Genomic DNA, 17,827 nt, shown 5'->3' on the forward strand with positions numbered 1-17,827 from the left:
CTCCTAGTAGTTGTTCCTTAAGTTAATGATGAACAAATTGCCAAAGCCAATGAATATAATTTGCTTTCGGCACTGTCGGCCCGGGACGTCAGAACAATTGGCGCTTTCGCACCCGCAACAATACTGCCGACTTTTGCATTTGAAAAGAATACCAGCGACTTATACAGGATATTGCCCGATTCAATAGTAGGAACCAGTAGAATGTCGGCTTTGCCGGCGCTGTCGCCGGCAATCCGTTTATGTTTGGCTGCATCAATGGAAATTGCATTGTCGAGGGCGAAAGGGCCGTCCACGATACAATTCTTTATTTGGCCGCGGCGGTTCATTGCGGTCAATGCGGCTGCATCCAGCGTGGCCTGCATATTCGGATTGATGACTTCCACTCCTGCTAATGGCGCGACAATCGGCATAACTACTCCGACTGAACGTGCAATCTGGACAGCATTTCGGATAATTTGTACTTTTTGAGGTAAGTCCGGATTGATGTTCATGCCCGCATCCGTGACGAAAATCAGCCGGTCGAATCCAGCTACTTCAAAAGCGGCAATTTGGGACATGACTCTTCCGGTTCTTAAGCCGTAATCCGGATGCAACACTGCTTTCAGCAGTATGGCGGTTGCAATCTGGCCTTTCATCAAGATATCGGAGTCATTTCTGTACACCGATTTCACGGCTTCTTCAGCAGCCATTTCCAGGCTGCTAACATGATGAAGCTGAACATCCGGATGATCCAGCAATTGAGGGAAATGCTCCCGCATCATTGCTGTTGTTGCCGATTCATCATCGTATAAGCGAAAACGCACCATGTTTCGGGCAACGGCCATACTCACCGCTTCCAGGACAGCCGAATCAGCAGCTGCAGCAACAGCGACAGTGAGATTTGAATCTGTTGGAACATTTTCGATCAATTGTGTTAATGTGGCCATTGATGCTCACCTCATTCTTCTTAATTAAAACAGAACAAATGAGGATATATAAGAGATGAAAGCGTTTTATTTGCAGTTTTAACCATATTTTATTGCAAATTCTTGCAAAACCCTGCAATAAATTGCAAAGTCGTTACATTAAACCGTATTTTTCTAATTTGTAATACAAGGTCCGCAAAGAGATTTCCAATTGCTTGGCTGTCTTCGATTTATTGCCGTTGTATTGCTGCAATGCACGGTGAAGAATTCCTCGTTCAACTGCATCCAACTGTTCCTGAAGCGGGGCCGAAGACTGGATAACGACTTCATTTTTGGCTTCCGCAACTTTTAGCATATTCAACGGGATATGTTCTTCGGTCAACACTTTATCGTTCATCTGCATAAAAATCATGGCACGGCTGAGGACGTTCTCTAGTTCCCTGACATTCCCCGGCCAATCGTAGACGCGCAAATACTGCAGAGCTTTGTCTGACACAGACTCAACACTTCGGCCATATTCCTGGTTCAGCTTCAGCAATAGCCGTTCAACGATTCTCGGAATGTCCTGCTTGCGGTTTCGCAGAGGCGGAATGAGGATCGGCATCCGGTTAAGGCGATAGTAAAGATCTTCACGAAACTTGCCGTCCAGCAATGCTTTTTCCATATTGGCATTTGTCGAAGCGATAACACGGACATTAACAGGAATCGGTTTGCCGCCGCCAATCCTCAACGTTTCATGTTCTTGCAGCACGCGCAACAGCTTGCTTTGCAGCGAAGAAGACAATTCACCGATCTCATCGAGGAAAATACTGCCGTTATTCGCTTCTTCGAACAACCCGCGTTTTTCTCCAGTCTTGATGCCGGGAATCGCCCCTTCTTCATAACCGAACAGTTCACTTTCTAGCAATTCTTCAGAAAGCGCTGCACAATTGACACGCACGAATTTGTTGAATTTCCGTTCACTCGCGCTATGGATGGCATGCGCAAAAAGCTCTTTGCCTGTACCGGATTCCCCGCGCAGCAAAACCGTCACCAAAGTTTGCGCCGCCAGTTTCGCCTGCTGAAGAGACAATTGCATTTCCGAAGACAAACCGATGATGTCATCAAAGGTATATTTCGATTCCAATGTCCGGATGATGCTGCGGGCGCGGTCCAACTCTTTCATCAATGAGCGGATCTCGGTGGTATCATGAATGACCCCGACGCTGCCCTTTAATTTATTGTCGACGATTATTGGAGCGACATTGACGATGACTTCCCGGTTTGATGGGCCCACCTTCAAATTGACGCCCCGAACCGGTTTACGGGTCTGCAGCGCTTTCAAGTGCATACTTTCCCCTTCCGAAATATCCGCAGAGGCCGGTTGGCCGATGACGTCTTCCATCTGCAATCCGGTAATTCGCGTATAGGCAGGATTGACCAGCAAGCCATTGCCTTTCTCATCAACGACTGAAATGGCATCGTCACTAGATTGGATGATGGCTTCCAGCATGGTCTGTATTTCCTTCAAATCTGTAATTTCCTCTGCCAGCGACACCACTTCCGTAATGTCCTTGAATACCGCAAATGCACCGATTGTCGCTCCATTTTCATCGATCATCGGAAAGCGCGAGGTGACAATCGTTGCTCCATTCATCAGTTCCAGCTCTTTATTCAGTTCAATCCGGCCGGTTTCGTAGATTCTTGGCAATTCGCTGAGTGAAATGAATTCATGAATGTGCCGTCCGATAGTTTCTTCCACCTGCACCCCCAGCATTCTTGCTGCGCTTTTGTTGATAAAAGTGATGCGGCTTGTTTTATCGATGCCAATCATGCCTTCTTCTATGGAATTGAAAATGATTTTTTCCCTGTGGCTATCTTTGCTGAGTTGCGTGATGAAATGCTCTTTCTCTTCCAGCAGCCGGACAAAGACATTTGCCAAGCTCCCCGGAATGACAACCGTTTTCTCCAAATAATAGTCCTTCAATTCCCGATAAAGCTGATCACTTCCTGTTACATTAAAAACAATATCCACCTGTTGCTTGTCGAATTTCACGTAGTCTTCAGCGGTTGGAATGCCGCGGGATGCTGCTATTTTAATGGCTGAAGCATTCGGATTTAAATCCACAACTCCATAGACATGCAGGTAATCCGTTTCCAATAGCGTGTTGAGGATAGCTGATCCCCCAACGCCTCCTCCAATGATCAATACGTTTTGCAAGATAGTTCAACCTCATTTCCGATGTTTTGCAAGTAATTGCAATGTAATTTAAGGGTAACGCAGGAAGGATTTCTTGACAACTTTAACCGAATTGGAAACAATAGATGAAGAAGGATGTGGAATTATGGGACGTTTAGTAGCATTTATTATTTTGCTGATCCCTGGAATCATGGCGGCATACGGCATCAAATTGATGCGCGATACCTTGTTCAATAAATTGCTCGAGCCTTATCCGGCTCTTTGGATTCAATTTACTTTAGGAACTATTTTTGTGGTTCTCGGAATCGGCTTTTTTGCTGGTTTCCTGCTGAACCGTGATCGAAAAAAAGGAACCGTGTCGAAAAGATTCCAGAAATAAAAAAATTGCGTCTACCCGATAAGGGAAGACGCAATTTTTCGTTTAACACGATCCGGATAATTGGTAATGATTCCTACCAATTGCGGATCCAATCGTTTCATAAGGGGTTCCGACCCCAGAATTCCATATAAACGGACATTCTTATCAAGTTTCAACACATCTGCTTTAACGGATTTTGCAAGAAGCCGTTTATGAAGATGAATGCTATCCACCCATTCCATTTCTTTAATGCGGGACAACTGGACATTTTTCTTGATGATCCACGCCATTTCCGTGGAAGGCATCAACTTTTTCATTTCCCTCAATAACTCTGCATTAAAGGAGGACAGATGGATCTCTTTCATCCCTTCCAGCATAGCAGCGAGTATCTGTGGCCCCTTGGCATTTTTCGCAAACGAGCTTTTCAGTTCAATATTCAACGGGATGTTCTTTTTCTTTGCCCATTGAAAAACTTCATAAGCCAGCGGCATCTGATGGTGCTGAAATTTGCGCAGCCACCTCCGGCCGACAGGCAGATCCTTTATTTCTTCGTAATCGAGCGTTTCAATTCCAGCATCGACGCCAGTCAAGCGCCGCAGATTATCGTCATGGTAAACGACAACAACGCCGTCTTTGGTGATCTGGACATCCAATTCGATGCCAACACCAAATTCACAGGCTTTGTAAAAAGCTGACCATGTATTTTCCAGTGCATATCCTGAAGCGCCTCGGTGTGCATACACTTTGACTTCAGACATTAAATCATCCTCTTCCATTTTTGAAATCCGCTTAACTCAACAAGATCATATTCTGCCAATCCAGCTGACTTCTAAATAGTTTCCCAACCATTTTAACATTTATTGCAACAGACTAAAAGCCTTGCCGGTTGTTGTTTTCTTGTTACGGGTTTGGGTTTTATTCATTTAACCTTATGTAAGATATTACATTTAAAGCTAGGGACAAGAAAAATCCGGCTTCAGGCCGGATTCCGAAATTTTAATTGCTGAAATTATTTTCAATGAATTGCTGTTCTTGTTGTTCTGTCAAAATGCCTGTCGCTCGGCCAATGCTGCCGCCTTGGAGTTCCCAAATGAAGTTATGGTCATCATCCACTTGATCGAATTTGCCTTTTTCCCACCGGCTGATGATTTCCAGCAACTCTTCTTTGGAATTGAAATCAGATGCCTGCAAAAGCTGTTTTGCTTTGGAAATGGATTCTTGGTCCATTTGGATGATTCCCCATTTTTCAGAAGCGATAACTTTTTGATGAGTCATCTTGTGCATCATGGCCATCACAGTTTCTTCTGAAGCATCTTCTGGAACAGATTGGGCAAATTCCAGCCCTTCCATCTTTTTGACGCTTGTCTCAAGCGCCTCTTCCGAAGAAGTTTCAGCAGATATCGAACTGCCGGACAGTTTGTCCTTATCCCAAAACTTCAATGCTCCAAATGCGATAACAGCCATTAAAATAATAGCGGAAACCAAATAGACACTCCGTTTAATCATGCAAAAACTCCTTCAGCAAATTTCATTTTTTTATTCAGCGCAATAAGTACCACTATACCAAATAGCTCATCGATTTTCCATGTATTTGCCAAGTTTTTTCCATTATGTAAATAACACGCTGTTCTGCTTTTTCCCATAAAAAATAACCAATGAGCATATTCTCACTGGCTTGCTTTTCCTATGGGTCCTGCCTGGACATCTATACTAACGACAGCATGGTAAAAAATGCGATGCCTAAAGTTGCACAATATACCCCGTAAAAATACAGCCGGTCGACAACTGTCCCTTCTCCATTGCCCAAAAAGTAGTCATCAATTTGCCTGATCATTTGCACGTGCATTCGCCTCTTTCCATTTTGCTGTAATCGTTTCATTGAAGTCTTTCACTGCTTGCAATAAAACAGCGTCTTAACCTTTTCCTCTAATTCACAGAAGCTAAACCTGTATTTCCTGTCAAAAAAGTAAGCGTATTTCCATCGAATTCAAGTGCAGCATGGGACCTTCGGCGTTATCCTCCAGATAAATAAAAAACTTTCTTGCCGCTGTTTAAGCGATAAGAAAGTTAAAAAATTCTATTGGTCTGATTCATTTCGCATTTCAAGCCGCAAACTATCTACGACCATTGCGATAAATTCAGAATTAGTCGGCTTCGATTCTAAATGCGCTACACTGTATCCGAAAATTTTGGCGATGTGGTCAATGGTTTCGTGGCGATTCCACACTTGTTCGATGGCATGGCGAATTGATCTTTCGACCCGCGCTGATGTTGTATCGAATTTAGAGGCGATTCCAGGATACAGTACTTTCGTGACTTTATTGAGTACCTCTGGCTGCTCTAATACTAAAGTGATGGCTTCCTTCAAATAATTATATCCTTTTAAATGAGGAGGGATGCCAATTTCTTTGACCATATTGGTAATTCGGTCTTCTTGCGTCAAACGGCCTTCAGGCGGTCCTCCCGCGTTGCTCCGCGCATTCATGATATGGTTGATTTGTACAGCCAGGCGGTTGGCTTCAAAAGGCTTCATAATGAAATAGGAAGCCCCGTAATCGGCTGCCTGGCTCATGATGGATTCCTGTCCGAAAGCAGACAGCATAATAACGTCAATCTCTTTCAAATCCCCATTTTCCTTGAGTGCATCCAAAACAGCGATACCGTCCAGATAGGGCATGATGATGTCCAGCAATAAGATATCGACCGTTTGCTTTTGCAGCATCTCGATGCAGGTCTTGCCGTTATAGGCAACATCCACCACTTCCATGTTGGGTTGTGCATTTAAATAATCTTCCATCAGTCCGACCAATTCGCGATTATCATCTGCAATTGCGATTTTAATTTTATCCATTTGGCTCTCTCCTTGGTGACTGACTCTTCTGATTTCACATTTACAATCCAACAGCGGGCCCTACTACCCGGCTGCCGGACCGGCTATTTCATCATGAGCTTACGATCGGCTGCAAGCGACAGCAATTCCTCTGCATGCTGCAGTGTCAGGTCCGTTATCTCAGCGCCTGACAGCATCCGGCTCATCTCTTCTGTTCGTTCGCGTCCATCCAACTCGGTGACCGCGGTGGTCGTCCGCTGTTTGTCGACTTTCTTTTCGATAAACAAATGCTGGTCTGCCATTGCAGCAACTTGCGGCAAATGGGAAATGCACAAAACCTGGGAATGCACAGAGATCGCTGCAATCTTCTCAGCAATCGCCTGGGCGACCCGGCCACTGACGCCTGTATCCACTTCATCAAAGATAATGGATGTAATTCCTTGGTGCTTGGAGAAAATAGTTTTCAAAGCCAGCATCATACGGGACAATTCGCCGCCTGAAGCTACTTTCGTCAACGGCTTGAGCGGTTCACCCAAATTGGTGGAAATATAGAAGGAAATTGAGTCATGGCCATTCCGGTCGAATCGGCCATTCGGTAAATTCCCGAAATTCACTTCGAACGAGGCTTTTGCCATATGCAATTCCTTCAATTGTTCCATGATGGCTTTGCCGAGGCTTTTCGCAGCTTTTTTGCGCAGAATCGTCAGCTCTTCGGCTTCGACTCGCAAATCATCGGTCAATTCCTTCAGCTTTTCCTGATCCAATTGATAGCGCTGATCTCGATTGACCAATTTATCCAATTCATCTGTCTGCTTTTCATGATACAGCAAAATGTCTTCTACGGATGCACCATATTTTCTTTTTAACGATTGAATGACAGCGAGACGCTGTTCAATGTCATTTAAACGGGCAGGATCGAATTCCATATCATCCAAAATGCGCTTGATTTCCGTTCCTGTGTCCTGAATCAGATAAAATGCTCCAGAGAGAGTCTCGGAAGATCCGGTAAACGTTTCATCCACCGATGCAGCATGCTCCAGTTCTGACATGGCAGAACCTATCCAGTCCAGCCCTTTGTTCTCACCTTGGATCGCTTCATGGGCAGCTGAGATCGACTCGTAGATTTTATTGAAATTCTGCAGTTTTTTGCGTTCTGCCACCAATTCCTCTTCTTCACCGATGACCAACTCCGCTGCTTCGATTTCCTGCAGCTGAAAAGTCAGCAAGTCGATGCGCTGGGCAATCTGCTGTTCATTTTCCGTATAGGAAGAAAACTCACGCTTCAATTTGGTGTATTTATCGAAAGTATGGTGATAGCTTTCTTTGGACTTAGCCAGGCTTTTGCCGGCAAATTGGTCCAGCAGGTACAAATGCTGTTTTTCGTCCATCAATTCCTGGGTTTCGTGCTGTCCGTGGATATCAATGAGCGCAGCTCCGACTTCACGCAAAATGGAAATAGTTACCAGTTTGCCGTTGATGCGGCAAACATTCTTTCCTTTATCGTTCAATTCCCGGCGCAGCAAAATGTCGCCATCACTCCATGTGATTCCGAATTCCTCTAATCTGCGGAAGACCGGATGCTGATCGTCGTCCAAAGAAAATAAACCTTCTATTTCTGCTTTTTTGGCACCATGACGAATAAATTCCTGGCTTCCCCGTCCACCGGCCAAAAGATGCACGGCATCAATGATAATGGATTTACCGGCACCGGTTTCCCCTGTCAAAACAGTCAGCCCTTCAGAAAAACTGACGGTCAGGGCGTCGATAATGGCAAAATTGCGTATATCTAATTCCCGAAGCATATCCGTTCACCTCTTCTTAAAGCATTTCGATTAAACGCTGTTTTAGAATTTCACGATGTTCAGTATCTCTGCAGATAATTAGGCAGGTATCGTCGCCGCAAATGGTCCCGAGAATCTCTTCCCAGTCCAAATGGTCGATCAGTGAACCGATTGCATGGGCATTACCGGGCAATGTTTTCATAACCAGGAAATGGCTGGCTCCATCGATGCTGACAAAAGCGTCCGTCAAAGCACGGTGCAGTTTCTGCATAGGATTAAAGCGCTGGTCTGCTGGCAGGCTGTATTTGTAGCGTCCATCCTGCAATGGGACTTTCACCAGATGCAATTCTTTGATATCACGCGATACAGTCGCTTGCGTTACTTCATAACCCGCTGACTTCAATAAATCCACCAGCTCGTCCTGTGTTTCAATTTCACGATTCGAAATAAGATCACGTATTTTAATGTGGCGCTGTCCTTTATTCATGGTGTTCCCCCTTGAATGAATAATTATTCCATATACTTAATATTCTACAGTTATAACATACATTAGACAAGAAAACACATTCCTTTTGGAATGTGTTTACAACAATTCATGTGCTGCTTTGACTGTTTCATCAATCAACGTTTCGGAAACTCCGGCTATTTCCTGGCCTTCAGCACTGGATTGAAGATGGAATAAAAATTCGATATTGCCTTCTCCTCCGGTAATCGGTGAAAACGACATGTTTTTCACATGAAATCCTGATTCGACTGCAAACTTGCCCACTTTGACCAATACATCCTGATGGATTTTCGGGTCGCGAATAATGCCTTTTTTCCCAACATTCTCCCTGCCGGCTTCAAACTGGGGCTTCACAAGCGCAATCACGTCTCCGCCTGGCACCAAAACTTGTTTCAAGACTGGAAAAATGATGCGCAAAGAAATGAAGGACACATCAATCGTGGCGAATTCCGGCAGACCCTGAACGAAATCTTCAGGTTTGGAATGGCGGAAATTAACCCGTTCCATTACTGTGACCCGCTCATCCTGCCGAATTTTCCACGCTAATTGATTATAGCCGACATCCAGCGCGTAGCAATGTTTGGCGCCATTTTGAAGGGCACAATCCGTAAAGCCGCCTGTCGATGAGCCGATATCCAGCATCAATTTGCCGTCAACCGACAAATCAAACTGCTGCAATGCTTTCTCAAGCTTCAAGCCTCCTCGGCTGACGTATTTCAAATCATTGCCTTTCATCTGAAGCGGTGCGTCCTCCGGAATTTTTTCCCCCGGTTTGTTCATCCGCTCAGATCCTGAATAGATGATTCCTGCCATAATGGCACGTTTTGCTTTTTCGCGTGTTTCACAAATACCCCGCTCAACCAACAGGATATCTACTCGCTCTTTTTTTGGTTTGTTCATAGAATAGTTGAACCTGCCTGCGTTTTGGATTGTGTCCATTTTTTTACGACACGTACAACTTCATCACTGTTCAGATGGATTTCGTCCATCAATTCAGAGACGTCGCCATGTTCGATAAAGTGGTCCGGTATTCCCAAACGATCGATGACAGTCTCGCGGTAGCCATTTTCTTGCGCAAATTCCAGAACGGCACTGCCGAATCCACCTTGAAGAACTGCTTCTTCAATCGTAACAACCGGAATATTCCGTTCGAAAATAGTATGCAGCATCGCTTCATCCATTGGTTTGATGAACCGGGCATTGACCACTTGTGCCGAAATGCCTTGTTCAAGCAATTGTTCGGCCGCATGCAAGGCCATCGGAATGGTGGTACCGAATGTCAGGATTACGGCATCGGTTCCTTCTTGCAGGACTTCCCATGAGCCGATCGGCAATGCTTTCAGCTCTTCGTCCATTGGCACACCTAAACCGTTGCCTCTCGGATAGCGGAGGGCAATAGGACCGCCATTGTAATCGATGGCAGTTTTGACCATATGTTGGCCTTCGTTCTCATCTTTCGGCATCATAATGACCATATTCGGCAAATGGCGCAGGAAGGCGATGTCGAATACACCTTGGTGTGTTTCGCCATCAGCTCCGACCAACCCCGAACGGTCAATTCCAATAAAGACGTTCAAATTCTGGCGGCAGATATCATGGACCACCTGATCGTAGGCACGTTGAAGGAATGTCGAGTAAATCGCTAAAAATGGTTTCATGTCCTGTGTTGCAAGTCCTGCAGCCATCGTTGTCGCATGTTGCTCCGCGATGCCGACATCAAACATGCGGTCTGGGAATTCGGAAGCAAAACCTTCCAATTTCGAACCGACCGGCATTGCCGGTGTAATAGCCACAATCCGTTCATCAGTGCGTGCCAGTTTGCGGACAGTTTCTGCCACCAAGCCGCTCCATGAAGGAGCTTTTGAAGATGATTTCACCAAATCGCCAGTCTCCATCTTGTAAGGGCCTGTTCCATGCCAAGTGCCGATTGTATCCTGTTCAGCCGGCAAGAAACCTTTGCCTTTCTTCGTAACGACATGAAGCAGGACAGGGCCTTTCGTCTTCTTGGCATAACGCAGGTTGTCTTCCAATTCTTCCAAATCGTGTCCATCAATCGGCCCCAAATATGTAAAGCCCATTTCCTCGAAAAACATACCGGAAACCACTAAATATTTCAACGAGTCTTTTACACGTTCAGCCGTTGACGCCAATCGCCCGCCGACTGCCGGCACTTTCTTCAACAGGTATTCAAGATCGTCTTTGACTTTGTTGTATTTGCCTGCTGTCCGCATACGGCCAAGCATGCTATGCATCGCTCCAACATTCGGAGCGATGGACATTTCGTTGTCATTTAAGATAACGATCATGTCCGTTTTCGTATGGCCGATATGATTTAATGCTTCAAAAGCCATACCGCCCGTAAGCGCTCCGTCACCGATGATCGGAATGACATGATTGCTGTCTTTTTTGATGTCACGGGCTGCTGCCATTCCCATAGCTGCCGACAATGAAGTTGAACTGTGTCCGGTCTCCCAAACATCATGGTCGCTTTCATTGCGTTTCGGGAAGCCGCAAAGGCCTTTAAATTGGCGCAAAGTATCAAATTGGCCAGCTCTTCCTGTCAGGATTTTATGGACATACGATTGATGTCCCACATCCCATATAAATTTGTCAGACGGGCTGTCGAATACTTTATGCAGCGCAACTGTCAGTTCCACCACGCCAAGATTCGGACCGATATGTCCGCCTGTTCTTGATAAGTTCTCTATTAGAAACCGTCGAATATCTTCACTTAATACTTCAAGCTGCTTAGTTGTCAGCTCTTTTAAGAAAGATGGACCAGTAATCGAATGAAGATCCATTGCCATCACGCACCTTTTTATTGAAATTTTTCCTTCTGACTGTCTGTTCATATTATATCAGTCTGCAGCGAATGTACAAATCAGAGCCTCACAATTCAGCTTTTTCTTTGGACAATCAATTGAGTCAATTGCAGAAGCAATGATTTTTCGCCTTCCAGCGATTCAAGTGCCTTAATGGCTTCTGATGCGTGAAAATCAAGTTTTTCTTTTGCTTTCGGCAATGTCAGCAGACTTGGATACGTACTTTTTTCACTCGTTTCATCTTTTCCGGCAGTTTTACCCAGTTCCTGGGAGGTACCGGTAACATCCAGTATGTCGTCTTGAATCTGGAACGCAAGGCCAAGGTGTTCGCCAAATCGGCTGAGTGCCATAATTTCTTCGTTGGATGCCTGCGCTAAAATGCCGCCAGCCAAAATGCTGTAGGTCAGCAAAGCCCCAGTTTTCAATCGATGGACTTGTTCCAGTTCTTCCAACGTCAATTTCTTTTCTTCGCCTTCAATATCCAATATCTGGCCGCCGACCATTCCTTCAGCTCCAGAAGAAACACTCATCAAGTCAATCAAACGTATTTTATCATCACTGGAAACGTGTTGAAGGCGTGCGACAATGCCAAAACTGTAAGTCAAGAGCGCATCTCCTGCCAAAATCGCTACAGCTTCCCCAAATACTTTGTGGTTGGTCGGCATGCCGCGGCGCAAATCGTCGTCATCCATGCTTGGCAAATCATCGTGGATGAGCGAATATGTATGGATCATTTCAATGGCAGCCGCCACTTTCAATGCATCCGGATGTTCTTCACCACTCAGTTCGTGAAGTACAGCCAACAGCAGAATCGGGCGGATGCGTTTTCCGCCCGCTTGCAATGAATAATGCATGGAATCCTTTAAGGAATCCGGAATTGATAAAGACAATATTAAATGTGCCATTTCCTGTTGGATAAGCGGTTCATAATGAGCTCGGAATTCAGTCAGGTTCATTTCGCATTCCCATCCATTTCTATGTCAGCCGGCACTTCTTTGCCGTCCTTCATCATGGTCACCAATTGGCTTTCTGCATTCTGAAGTTTATCGTGGCAGACTTTCGAAAGCTCCATGCCTTTTTGATAGAGAGTCAGTGCCTGTTCCAGCGGCACATCTCCTTGTTCGAGCTGGCGGACGATTTCTTCAAGTTGCTCCATTGCATCATTGAACATGATTTTCTTTTCAGCCATCGTTTTAGTCTCCTTCATTTGCTGGATTTATTTCATTGACAGTCGCCTGGACAGTTCCGTCCTGCATCGCGATGACGAGACGGTCACCTGTCTTCACCTGCGATACGCTTTTGACGACGGTTCCTTCTATATAAGGGATCGAATAGCCCCTGTCCATGATTTTCAGCGGACTCAGCGCATCAAGCGTGCGGATTGCAGAAGACAGTTGCTGCGATCGGTTTTTCAGCAATTGGTTCATTTGATAATCGAGCCTTCTTGCAAGTTCCGCCACGTCGGTTTCGGATTGGCGGATCCGCTGCAGAGGCACCCGTGATTTCAATTGTTGGTCGAGCGTCCGGTAACGCTCTTTTGAGCGGTTCAAGTGCTGCAGGGACTCACGCTGCAACGACTCGGTAGCGCGTTCGACACGTTCAATGAACGGACGGTACAGGCGCTCAGGATAAGCCAACGGAAATGATGTCGCTAACCGGTTCAAGGCTATTTTTTGCTGATTGACGCTTCCTGAAACCATCCGGTACATGCGGCTGCGGTAACTTGCTATGCGTTCCAGCAGTTCCGCCTGGCTTGGCACGGCCAGTTCCGCAGCGGCCGTCGGCGTTGGTGCCCGTAAGTCCGAGACAAAGTCTGCAATGGTCGTGTCGGTTTCATGGCCAATGGCAGAAATGACCGGAATTCGGGAATCAAAAATCACCCGCGCGACCGCTTCTTCATTGAATGCCCATAAATCTTCAATCGATCCGCCGCCCCGTCCGACAATCATGACATCGAAATCACCTTTATTGGCCGCCTGTATCGACTGTACAATGGATTGCGTCGCACCGCTTCCCTGCACCAGTGTCGGATACAGCACGACATCTGCCAACGGGTAGCGACGGTGAAGCGTGATGATGATGTCTCGAACGGCAGCACCGGTCTGGGCCGTCACTACTACAATCCGTTTAGGGAAACGCGGCAGCGGCTTTTTATAGGAGGCATTAAACAAGCCTTCTTTGGCAAGTTTTTCTTTTAACTGTTCAAAAGCCAAGTAATAATCGCCAATGCCGTCCGCTTGCATCGACTGCGCATACAATTGGTATTGGCCGGATGCTTCGTAAACCGTGACATCTCCGCGGATCAGCACAGTCATGCCGCTTTCAGGTTTAAACTTGACCGATTTGGCATTTGCCGAAAACATGACGCCTGGCAAACGGGCCGCATTATCCTTCAGCGTAAAATAAATATGCCCGCTGGTATGGATTTTGACGTTCGAAAGCTCACCCTTAACGTAAACATCACGCAGGTGAGGATCGGCATCAAATTTCTTTTTTATGTATTTGGTTAACGCTTTGACACTTAAATACGGGTCGGTTGACACACTTTCAACCCCTGTCTGTGAATTTAAAAAGCTGTCTTTCTTTCGAAAAACAGCCCTATTGCTATTTATTTTACATGCTTATGCCTGTTTTGTCTTTGCTAACCCTTTTTCAGCTGATTCAAGCGTATTTTCCATCAGCATAGCAATCGTCATCGGCCCAACTCCGCCTGGTACCGGTGTTACAAAAGAAGCCGTTTCCTGAACATCCTCAAAGTCGACGTCACCGCACAACTTGCCTTTTTCATCGCGGTTCATGCCGACATCGATGATGACTGCGCCCGGTTTGATGAACGTTCGGTCAATGAATTTAGCTCTGCCGATCGCGGCAATTAGGATATCCGCCTGCGCTGTGAAATTCGCCAAATCTTTCGTTTTCGAATGGCAATACGTCACGGTTGCATCTTTTTGAAGCAATAACTGTCCAATCGGCTTGCCGACGATATTGCTGCGGCCGATGACCACCGCATGCTTGCCGGCGGGATCGATGCCGTAATGGGCCAATAACTCCATGATGCCGTGCGGTGTACAAGGAAGGAAGGCATCCTTGCCGATCATCATATTGCCGACAGAAATCGGATGGAACCCATCCACATCTTTCTCTGGGCTGATGGCCGTGATGACTTTGAATTCATCAATTTGCTGCGGCAACGGCAATTGGACCAGAATGCCGTGAATTCCCGGATCGCTGTTCAATTCATCGATTTTCGCTAAAAGCTCTTGTTCAGTTAATGTATCCGGAAATTGATGAAGGTCCGATCGCATTCCCAGTGCTTCACACGTTTTTTTCTTGTTTTTCACATATGTAAGGGACGCAGAATCTTCCCCGACCAGCACTACGGCCAGCCCTGGGACAATTCCCTGTTGCGCTAATTTTTCTACGCGTGTTTTCACTTGCATTTTAATTTTCTGGCTTACCGCTTTTCCATCTATCAATTTTGCAGCCACGTAAATTCCTCCAATTAATTTGCTGTTTCGTCTGTGAATTTAGAAAGGACACCATTGACAAACCGGCTGGATTTATCGTCTCCAAATGTTTTGCATAGTTCAATCGCTTCGTTCATGACCACACGTGATGGGGCATCTTCCATATAGCCCAACTCAAAAATAGCCATACGCAGAATGGTCCGTTCAATTTTCGGCAAACGTTCGAGTGACCAATTTTCAAGATGGCCAACCAATTTTTCATCGATTTCCGCCATATTGGCGTGGGTGCCCTGTACCAACAAGCTATAGAAATTATCATTTTCTCCAGCCATTACATGATCCATGGCCTCATCAATCGTCAGTTCAGTACCTTCTAATTGAAATAAGGTCTGAAGCGCTTTTTCGCGTGCTTCGTGTCGTTTCATAATATATCCGATCTCCTTTTCACAGCTAATTATCACCCATTATACAGGTATTCGGGCTGAACTTCCATGTTTGAAATGTTCGGTCAATAGCCCAGCACCGACTACTGGAGGGGTATTGCGCTGCCGGATTCAGTCTGGAGCGGCCAGCTAAAACAAAGAGAAGGCTGTCCTTGAAGCCATAACAGGACTCCAGGACAGCCTTACTGATCATTCCGCTGCTTGTGCTTCGAAATTGACGCCGGTAATATGGACATTCACTTCTTGTGTTTGAAGAGACGTCATATTTTCAAGCGTCTGCCGAACCTGCTCCTGAATTTTTAGAGCGGTTTTCGGTATGGAAACACCATAGTTGATGACACAATAAACATCAATGGCAAGACCTTCCTCTGATAGGTCTGTCTTGATGCCTTTGCCATGCACTTTTTTCCCCAAGCGTTCAACAACTCCGGAAGCGAAGTTGCCGCGCATACTGGCGACTCCTTCAATATCCGTTGCTGCAATGCTGGCGATGATTTCCAAAACTTCCGGAGCCACTTCGATGTTGCCGAGGTCTTGTGCTCCGTGTGATTTCATTCGTACATAAGGTGCTGTTTTTTCAGCCATTTGAAAACTTCCTCCTTAAGATCCCAGCACGTCATATTTCTCCAGGAATTTCGTATTGAAATCTCCTGATTTGAATACTTCGTGATCCATTAATTTCAAATGGAATGGAATCGTCGTAAACACGCCTTCAATTACAAATTCGTCCAATGCGCGCTTCATCTTCGCTACCGCTTCTTCACGTGTATCAGCGAAAGTAATCAGCTTGGCAACCATCGAATCATAATAAGGCGGAATCGTATAGCCTGAATACATAGCTGAATCAATTCTGACACCTAAACCGCCCGGAGGCAAGTACATATCGATTTTGCCCGCTGAAGGCATAAAGTTTTTAGCTGGATTTTCCGCATTGATGCGGCATTCGATCGACCAGCCTTTAAACGTAACATCTTCTTGTTTATAAGCGAGTGTTTCGCCTGATGCCACACGCAATTGCTGCTGGATCAAGTCGATTCCAGTAATCATTTCCGTTACCGGATGCTCTACTTGAATGCGCGTGTTCATTTCCATGAAATAGAACTTCTGGTTGACCGCATCAAAAATGAACTCCACTGTGCCCGCTCCGCGGTAATTGACAGCCAAAGCCGCTTTTACAGCTGCATCGCCCATCTCTTCACGCAATTCAGGAGACAAAGCCGGTGATGGCGCTTCTTCAACCAATTTTTGCATGCGGCGCTGGATTGAACAATCGCGCTCGCCTAAATGAATCGCATTGCCATGGGAATCAGCAAGCACTTGAATTTCAATATGGCGGAAATCTTCGATGAATTTCTCGATGTAAACTCCCGGATTGCCAAAAGCCGCTGCCGCTTCTTTCTGCGTCATATTCAAGCCGGTGATGAAATCCTCGCGTGTGCGTGCCACACGGATTCCTTTACCGCCGCCGCCTGCTGTCGCTTTGATGATGACCGGAAAACCGATTTCATCAGCGATGCGCAATCCGTCTTCTTCGCTGGCTACAATGCCAGTCGAACCTGGAACAACTGGAACTCCCGCTTTGCGCATCGTTTCACGTGCCACGTCTTTAGTACCCATACGGGAAATTGCATCCGCTGTCGGGCCGATGAACATGATGTCACAAGCTTCACAAAGTTCTGCAAAGCTCGCATTCTCTGCTAAAAAGCCATAACCCGGGTGAATCCCATCGCAATTAGTCAGTTTCGCAACCGACATGATATTGGAAAAGTCCAGATAGCTATCTTTCGATAATTTTGGACCGATGCAATACGCTTCGTCTGCCAGTTCAACATGAAGCGCCTCTTTATCGGCTTCAGAATATACAGCAACCGTTTTGATATCCATTTCCTTGCAGGCACGGATGATCCGTACCGCGATTTCTCCACGGTTTGCAATCAATACTTTTTTCATCGTCTTCATCGCCATCTCCCCTTTCCTCAGTTTGCTTTCACGAGGAATAAAGGCTGGCCGTATTCTACAAGCTGGCCGTCTTTTACAAGAATTTCAGCAATTTCCCCATCTACTTCAGCTTCGATTTCATTGAATAACTTCATTGCTTCGACGATGCAGACTACTTGGTCTGCAGTAACTTTAGTTCCCACTTGAACATAAGCATCTTCGTCCGGTGATGGAGATTCGTAGAACGTACCGACCATTGGAGAAAGGATTTTGTGGTACTCCGACTCGTTGTCCGCTGGAATTTCCGGTGCTTCTTCTGATACCAGTTCTTCAGCTTTCGGCTCTTTTGCCGGTGCTGGAGCACTTGGTGCTTCTACTGCTTTTGATGCTGGGGATGTTTGGATGGATGAGCTGGCGCTTGGCTGAACTTTGCCTGAACCACTCTTTTTCATCTTGACTTTAACGCCCTCAAATTCATAAGAGAACTCTTCAATAGATGATCCATCCACCAATTTGATAATTTCGCGAATTTCTTGAATTTTCATATTCGTCCGACTCCCCTAATTATGTATTTATTCAACTACTCTTCTATTTTAGAC

At 45.8% G+C, this 17,827-nt stretch carries 19 protein-coding genes; 1 reads left to right on the top strand and 18 read right to left on the bottom strand.

Features of this window, described 5'->3' with window-relative positions; all coding sequences use genetic code 11:
• Positions 1-17: 17 nt before the first annotated feature.
• Positions 18-926 (bottom strand): phosphate butyryltransferase, encoded by a 909-nt coding sequence (gene yqiS, locus QMA04_RS08005; RefSeq protein WP_290185003.1) that lies wholly within the window; start codon positions 924-926, stop codon positions 18-20.
• Positions 927-1,059: 133 nt separating this feature from the next.
• The gene (locus tag QMA04_RS08010; protein ID WP_290185005.1) at positions 1,060-3,105 is read right to left on the bottom strand and encodes a sigma-54 interaction domain-containing protein; all 2,046 of its coding nucleotides are present in this window, start codon (positions 3,103-3,105) and stop codon (positions 1,060-1,062) included.
• Between the two features lie 124 nt (positions 3,106-3,229).
• Between QMA04_RS08010 and QMA04_RS08015 the strand changes: the two genes are divergently transcribed.
• Complete coding sequence (locus tag QMA04_RS08015; protein ID WP_191716060.1) at positions 3,230-3,463, top strand: DUF2627 domain-containing protein; 234 nt, start codon at positions 3,230-3,232, stop codon at positions 3,461-3,463.
• An 11-nt stretch (positions 3,464-3,474) separates the two neighbouring features.
• Here the strand turns inward: QMA04_RS08015 and QMA04_RS08020 are convergent, their stop codons facing one another.
• The 16 genes from QMA04_RS08020 to accB all read right to left on the bottom strand — a co-directional run bounded on the left by QMA04_RS08020 (position 3,475) and on the right by accB (position 17,773).
• Positions 3,475-4,200, bottom strand: a complete 726-nt coding sequence (locus QMA04_RS08020; RefSeq protein WP_203339854.1) for a glycerophosphodiester phosphodiesterase — start codon at positions 4,198-4,200, stop codon at positions 3,475-3,477.
• 238 nt (positions 4,201-4,438) lie between these two features.
• Positions 4,439-4,948 (bottom strand): DUF6241 domain-containing protein, encoded by a 510-nt coding sequence (locus QMA04_RS08025; RefSeq protein ID WP_290185008.1) that lies wholly within the window; start codon positions 4,946-4,948, stop codon positions 4,439-4,441.
• A 199-nt stretch (positions 4,949-5,147) separates the two neighbouring features.
• Positions 5,148-5,282 (bottom strand): hypothetical protein, encoded by a 135-nt coding sequence (locus QMA04_RS08030; RefSeq protein WP_255548253.1) that lies wholly within the window; start codon positions 5,280-5,282, stop codon positions 5,148-5,150.
• Between the two features lie 237 nt (positions 5,283-5,519).
• Entirely contained in the window at positions 5,520-6,293 is a 774-nt protein-coding gene (spo0A, locus tag QMA04_RS08035; protein ID WP_290185012.1) for a sporulation transcription factor Spo0A, read from the bottom strand.
• Between the two features lie 83 nt (positions 6,294-6,376).
• Complete coding sequence (recN, locus tag QMA04_RS08040) at positions 6,377-8,074, bottom strand: DNA repair protein RecN (RefSeq protein WP_290185013.1); 1,698 nt, start codon at positions 8,072-8,074, stop codon at positions 6,377-6,379.
• Positions 8,075-8,090: 16 nt separating this feature from the next.
• Positions 8,091-8,540, bottom strand: a complete 450-nt coding sequence (ahrC, locus tag QMA04_RS08045; protein ID WP_142827854.1) for a transcriptional regulator AhrC/ArgR — start codon at positions 8,538-8,540, stop codon at positions 8,091-8,093.
• 96 nt (positions 8,541-8,636) lie between these two features.
• Positions 8,637-9,458 carry a TlyA family RNA methyltransferase gene (locus QMA04_RS08050; RefSeq protein WP_191715840.1) on the bottom strand — a complete coding sequence of 274 codons (822 nt, stop codon included), beginning with the start codon at positions 9,456-9,458 and terminating at the stop codon, positions 8,637-8,639.
• Positions 9,455-11,359 (bottom strand): 1-deoxy-D-xylulose-5-phosphate synthase, encoded by a 1,905-nt coding sequence (gene dxs, locus QMA04_RS08055; RefSeq protein ID WP_290185252.1) that lies wholly within the window; start codon positions 11,357-11,359, stop codon positions 9,455-9,457. Before dxs ends, QMA04_RS08050 begins: the two co-directional genes overlap by 4 nt.
• 95 nt (positions 11,360-11,454) lie before the next feature.
• A complete protein-coding gene (locus QMA04_RS08060) occupies positions 11,455-12,336 on the bottom strand; it encodes a polyprenyl synthetase family protein (RefSeq protein WP_191715841.1) in 882 nt (293 codons plus the stop codon).
• Positions 12,333-12,569, bottom strand: coding sequence for an exodeoxyribonuclease VII small subunit (xseB, locus tag QMA04_RS08065; RefSeq protein WP_142827851.1), 237 nt, complete (start codon positions 12,567-12,569; stop codon positions 12,333-12,335). Before xseB ends, QMA04_RS08060 begins: the two co-directional genes overlap by 4 nt.
• Positions 12,570-12,573: 4 nt before the next feature.
• A complete protein-coding gene (xseA, locus tag QMA04_RS08070; RefSeq protein ID WP_290185018.1) occupies positions 12,574-13,923 on the bottom strand; it encodes an exodeoxyribonuclease VII large subunit in 1,350 nt (449 codons plus the stop codon).
• A 78-nt stretch (positions 13,924-14,001) separates the two neighbouring features.
• Positions 14,002-14,868, bottom strand: a complete 867-nt coding sequence (gene folD / locus QMA04_RS08075; RefSeq protein ID WP_290185020.1) for a bifunctional methylenetetrahydrofolate dehydrogenase/methenyltetrahydrofolate cyclohydrolase FolD — start codon at positions 14,866-14,868, stop codon at positions 14,002-14,004.
• A gap of 14 nt (positions 14,869-14,882) precedes the next feature.
• Positions 14,883-15,272 (bottom strand): transcription antitermination factor NusB, encoded by a 390-nt coding sequence (gene nusB / locus QMA04_RS08080; RefSeq protein ID WP_191715844.1) that lies wholly within the window; start codon positions 15,270-15,272, stop codon positions 14,883-14,885.
• A 207-nt stretch (positions 15,273-15,479) separates the two neighbouring features.
• Positions 15,480-15,875 carry an Asp23/Gls24 family envelope stress response protein gene (locus tag QMA04_RS08085; RefSeq protein WP_191715845.1) on the bottom strand — a complete coding sequence of 132 codons (396 nt, stop codon included), beginning with the start codon at positions 15,873-15,875 and terminating at the stop codon, positions 15,480-15,482.
• Between the two features lie 15 nt (positions 15,876-15,890).
• Positions 15,891-17,240 carry an acetyl-CoA carboxylase biotin carboxylase subunit gene (gene accC, locus QMA04_RS08090; RefSeq protein ID WP_191716062.1) on the bottom strand — a complete coding sequence of 450 codons (1,350 nt, stop codon included), beginning with the start codon at positions 17,238-17,240 and terminating at the stop codon, positions 15,891-15,893.
• Between the two features lie 26 nt (positions 17,241-17,266).
• Complete coding sequence (gene accB, locus QMA04_RS08095; RefSeq protein WP_191715846.1) at positions 17,267-17,773, bottom strand: acetyl-CoA carboxylase biotin carboxyl carrier protein; 507 nt, start codon at positions 17,771-17,773, stop codon at positions 17,267-17,269.
• Positions 17,774-17,827 lie beyond the last annotated feature (54 nt).

Origin of the sequence: Planococcus sp. APC 3900 (assembly GCF_030407735.1) — a bacterium.
Lineage (GTDB): Bacteria > Bacillota > Bacilli > Bacillales_A > Planococcaceae > Planococcus > Planococcus notacanthi.